This window comes from Actinocorallia lasiicapitis (assembly GCF_054778695.1).
Map to the genome: position 1 here is coordinate 1 of NZ_BAAGZI010000464.1, position 4,236 is coordinate 4,236.

At 72.1% G+C, this 4,236-nt stretch carries 5 protein-coding genes; 1 reads left to right on the forward strand and 4 read right to left on the reverse strand.

The window, feature by feature from the left end; all coding sequences use genetic code 11:
- Both ACYVE7_RS30260 and ACYVE7_RS30265 read right to left on the reverse strand, forming a co-directional pair.
- Window positions 1-628 (reverse strand): ADP-ribosylglycohydrolase family protein (locus ACYVE7_RS30260; protein WP_460369491.1); only part of this gene is annotated, 628 nt, incomplete at its 3' end.
- A 58-nt stretch (window positions 629-686) separates the two neighbouring features.
- Window positions 687-1,265 carry a class I SAM-dependent methyltransferase gene (locus ACYVE7_RS30265; protein ID WP_460369493.1) on the reverse strand — a complete coding sequence of 193 codons (579 nt, stop codon included), beginning with the start codon at window positions 1,263-1,265 and terminating at the stop codon, window positions 687-689.
- Window positions 1,266-1,357: 92 nt separating this feature from the next.
- Between ACYVE7_RS30265 and ACYVE7_RS30270 the strand changes: the two genes are divergently transcribed.
- Window positions 1,358-2,692, forward strand: a complete 1,335-nt coding sequence (locus tag ACYVE7_RS30270; RefSeq protein WP_460369495.1) for a glutamate-cysteine ligase family protein — start codon at window positions 1,358-1,360, stop codon at window positions 2,690-2,692.
- Here the strand turns inward: ACYVE7_RS30270 and ACYVE7_RS30275 are convergent.
- On the reverse strand, window positions 2,683-3,600 hold the full coding sequence (locus ACYVE7_RS30275; protein ID WP_460369497.1) for a phosphotransferase: 918 nt from the start codon (window positions 3,598-3,600) through the stop codon (window positions 2,683-2,685). The two genes, ACYVE7_RS30270 and ACYVE7_RS30275, sit on opposite strands and share 10 nt — an antisense overlap.
- A gap of 12 nt (window positions 3,601-3,612) precedes the next feature.
- Entirely contained in the window at window positions 3,613-3,939 is a 327-nt protein-coding gene (locus ACYVE7_RS30280; RefSeq protein WP_460369498.1) for a DUF6191 domain-containing protein, read from the reverse strand.
- Between the last annotated feature and the right edge of the window lie 297 nt (window positions 3,940-4,236).

The following is a 4,236-nucleotide window of genomic DNA, read 5'->3' on the forward strand; positions in this document are numbered from 1 at the left end:
GGCCGGTGCCGTCCAGTAGATGACGGGTGATCGCGGCGAACGCGCCGGACGCCAGATAGCCGGTCGGGTGGCCGTGGGTCTGCGCCGCGCACTCGGCGGCCAGCTCGAACGCCTGCTCGGCGGTGTGCGCGGCGACGAGCCCGAACGGCGCCGAGCGCATCACCCCGCCGCAGCCCTTGGAGTCCGGGTTGGCGGGCTCGGCGCGGGTCCTGCGGACACCGGAGCGCAGCCCCGACAGGCACGCATTGCCGGGAGCACGGCACGCGTACAGCCAGGACTCGTCGGCGAGCCCGCCGTCGAGCAGGACGTCGCCGACCGGCAGCGGCACCCGGCCGCGCGACGGGGACGGCAGGATCTGGGTGGCGTACCAGCGGCGGTGCGCGGCGAACACCGCGGCGGGGACGTCGCCGTCGGCCCTGAGCAGCCCTTCGACGGTGAACAGGGTCATCTGGGTGTCGTCGGTGATCGCGCCTATCTGCCCGGAGTCGTGCCAGATCAGTCCGTCCACGCCCTGGTCCCCGTGCTGTGCGCGGATCTCGGCCAGGGAGTGGAACTCGATCGGCGCGCCCAGGGCGTCACCGACCGCGCCGCCCAGCAGGCAGCCGCGGATCCGTTCGCTCAACTCCATCACAAGTCCCTCTCGGTCTGAGTATTACTAGCTTAGAGGGGGACACGCCCGGAATGGTTCACTTTTCCTCCTGCACGGCCCTGACCAGCGTGTCGAGGGCCGTCCGATCACCCACCGGGCGCTCCACCCGTTCGGCGCGCACGACCGTCAGACCGGGCAGCTCCGCGGCGACCGCGTCGGGCGAGTGCAGGATCGCCGGATCCTGCGGGCCGCCGACCCCCTCGGTGAGATTCCGGCGATCATGCCCGACGAAGAGGAACGTGCCCCCGGACGCCACCGCGCCGGCCGCCTTCCGCAGGACCGCGGCCATCTGGGCGACGGGCAGATGCAGATAGGCGATCAGCACCAGATCGGCCTCGGGGAACTTCCACCCGGTCAGATCGGCGACCTGCCAGGACACCCGCCCCGCCCGGTCCAGCTCCCGCCCCCGGCCGACGGCGACCGGCGCGAAGTCGGCCGCCGTCACCGTCCAGCCCTGCGCGGCCAGCCAGAGCGCGTTCCTGCCCTCGCCGCACGCCAGGTCCAGCGCACGGCCGGGCGGCAGCCCGGACAGCTCCCGCTCCACGAACCGGTTCGGCTCGACCGACCACAACAGATCCTGTGCCGCGTACTTGCGGTCCCATGTCTCGGCGTCCACCCCGCCATCTTCGGCCAGGACCCGGCGTCCCGGCACCCGCAGGGCCGTCGACTATCCTCGAATTCACCGGCCGGCACCCGGAAGGATCCCCGATGGGCAGGTTCGACGCGTCCACCGAACGGATGCTCCGAGCGCCGTTCCGTCCCCGACCCGGCAGATCCGAACGGATCGGGGTCGAGATCGAGCTCGGGGTCGTCGATCCGGCGAGCGGGCTGTCCCGGCCCTACTCGGGTGAGTGGGGCGTCGCGGCGCTGCTGCGCGCGATCGCCGCCCGCACCGGAGGCGAACCTGTCCTGGACGGCGGGTGGCTCGTCGGGGTGCGCCGACCGGACGGATCGGAGGTCGGGCTGGAGTCCGGCTGCGCCCTGGAGTACGGGTCGGCGCCGTTCCACGGGATCGTGCCGCTGGTCGAGACCGTAGGGCGGCATCTTTCGGAGCTCGCGGAGATCGCCGACGAGCTGGACCTCGCCCTGCTGTCGGGGTCACTGCTGCCCTACGACGGCCCCGACGACCGGACCTGGGCCCCGAAGGAGCGGGTGCCGCTGATGCTCGACTACTTCCGGCGGGAGTTCGGCGACCGGTCCGAAGGCTGGATGGCGATGTCGCGGATCGTCTCGGTGCAGGTGACCCTCGACTACGGCGACGCGGCCGACCGCGACGCCAAGTACCGGACGGCCACGGCCGTCGCGCCGATCGCGGCGGCGCTGTTCGCGCACTCGCCGATCCGGGCGGGCAAGGACACCGGCTGGGCCTCCGAACGGCTCCGGGTCTGGAGCGAGGTCGATCCACGCCGCACCGGCTTCCTCCCCGGCGATCCCGATGCCCTCATCGACCGGCTGCTGGCGGTCCCGCCGATCCTGCGCATGATCGACGGCCAGGCCCGCGCGGTGCCGCCGGGCCGCACCTTCGGCGATCTCCTGCGGGACGGCTACCCCGACGGGACCCGCCCCACGGACGAGGACTGGCAGGCGCTGCTCGGCTCGGTCTGGCCGCACATCCGGCTCCGCGACACCCTCGAACTACGCATCCCGGACGGTCCGCCGCGCGACGCCTGGCCCTCGCTCCCCGCATTCTGGACTTCCCTGCTCTACGATCCCGCCGTCGGAGCCCAGGCGGCCGCCCTGGTCAAGGACGCCGGGTTCGGCGACGAGGAAGCGGTGCTCGAAGCGGCCAGGGACGGTCTGGGCGCGTGGATCGGCGGGCGGCCGGCCCGCGAGCTGGCGGGGGAGCTGGTCGGGCTGGTCCGCGAAGGTCTGGAGCAACGGATCGCGGCGGGGCTCGAACCCGAGCGGGTGCTCGGGTATCTGGACCCCCTCGAAGAGATCGTCAGGACCGGGCGGACGGCCGCCGACCGGCTGGCTGCCCGATGGCGGGAACGGTACGCCACCGACCCGGCCGCCTACGTCGCGGACCACCGCTACCGCTGATCGGTGCTCCTGTGATCAGTGCTCCTGGCGATGCCCGTCAGCGCCTCGGCCAGCAGGGCGTGCCGCTGGGTGGCGGCCGCGTAGTCGGCGAGCACCACACAGAGATAGAGGGCGAGGACCCGGGCGACGGTCTCGGCCTCCGGCTCGATCGGGCCGTACTCGGCGAACAGAGCCGCGCGGGCCTCGCCACGGAACGCCGCGAACGCGATCGACAGATCCACGGCGGGCACGGCCAGGCAGAGATCACCCCAGTCGATCACTCCGGCGACCGTGGCGTCCGGGGCGACCAGGAGGTGGCGCAGATGCAGATCACCGTGGGCCAGGACCGGGGTCTGCGGGGAGCCGGTGAAGGCCTCGCCGGACGTGAGCAGGGCTTCGACCGTGTCGTCCGGCTCGTAGACGCCCTGCGCCGTGAGGGAGGCGAGGGTCTTGCGGGCCAGGGCGGCGCGTTTGGGCGCGTCACCGCGGCCCATCGGATCGACGGGCAGCCCGGCGGGTGCCTCCTGGTCGTGCAGGGCACGCAGGAACCGGCCGATCTGCACGGCGATCGGCGTACGGTCCTCGTCGGGGACGGCGGCGTCGGCCAGTTCCCGGCCGGGGATCAGCCGCGCGCCCCAGAACGGGTGGGCGAACCGCTTGCCGGGAGCCCCGAGGAATTCCGGGCGCGGGATCGGCAGCGGCGAGGCGAGCCCCGGCAGCAGCTCGATCTCGCGCCGGACCCCGGGCAGGGCCACCGCACGGCGGGGGAAGCGGAACACCCAGGTCTCGTCGATGAGGTAGACGACGTTGTCCCAGCCGACCCCGAGCAGCCGCACCCGCTCGTGGGAGATCTCCGGGAACTGCTCGGTGAGCAGCACCCTGACCAGCGACGGACTGACATCCCACTCGGGTTCCCAAGGATCGGCCATCCGACCAGCTTGTCAGGTGATGGGCGGCCGCCGCGCGATTGCGACACCTTCGTCAAGATCAATTTTGGTTCGCGGGGGAGCGCCGTCGCCCTCCTCGTCACGGAGGACCAGGGAGGTGCGGCGCTCGTCGAGTTCGAACCGCTTGGTGGGCGTGAACAGGGCCTGGAGCTCGTCGACGCCCGCCGAGGCGATCGGCCGCCGGTCCTCGGGCCTGCGCCATGGCAGCCGGTAGCCGCGGTTGGCGGCCAGGCCCATCCGGTCGACCGCCGAGACGATGATCAGCAGGATCACCAGCCCGGGGACCGACGTCATGACCAGCAGGCCGAGTCCCGTTCCCATGCCGCCTCAACGAACTGAGCGGTCTCCGGGTTCCGCGGCGAGCCGCGACATTGTCGAACTCACCCCGCTGAGGATTTGCCGCTGAAGTTGCTCACCCGAGAATGTTGTTCGACATTGTCGAATTCAGTACCGTATGGCCATGCGGAACCGTACGGGTGTGCACGACCTCGCCAGGAGCGCCGATCGGGCTTGGGCTCGGGATGAGTTGGGGCGCGGCACTTTCGATCTGCTGGTGATCGGTGGTGGGATCGTGGGGATCGCGGCGGCGTGGACGGCTGCTCAGGCGGGGTTGCGGGT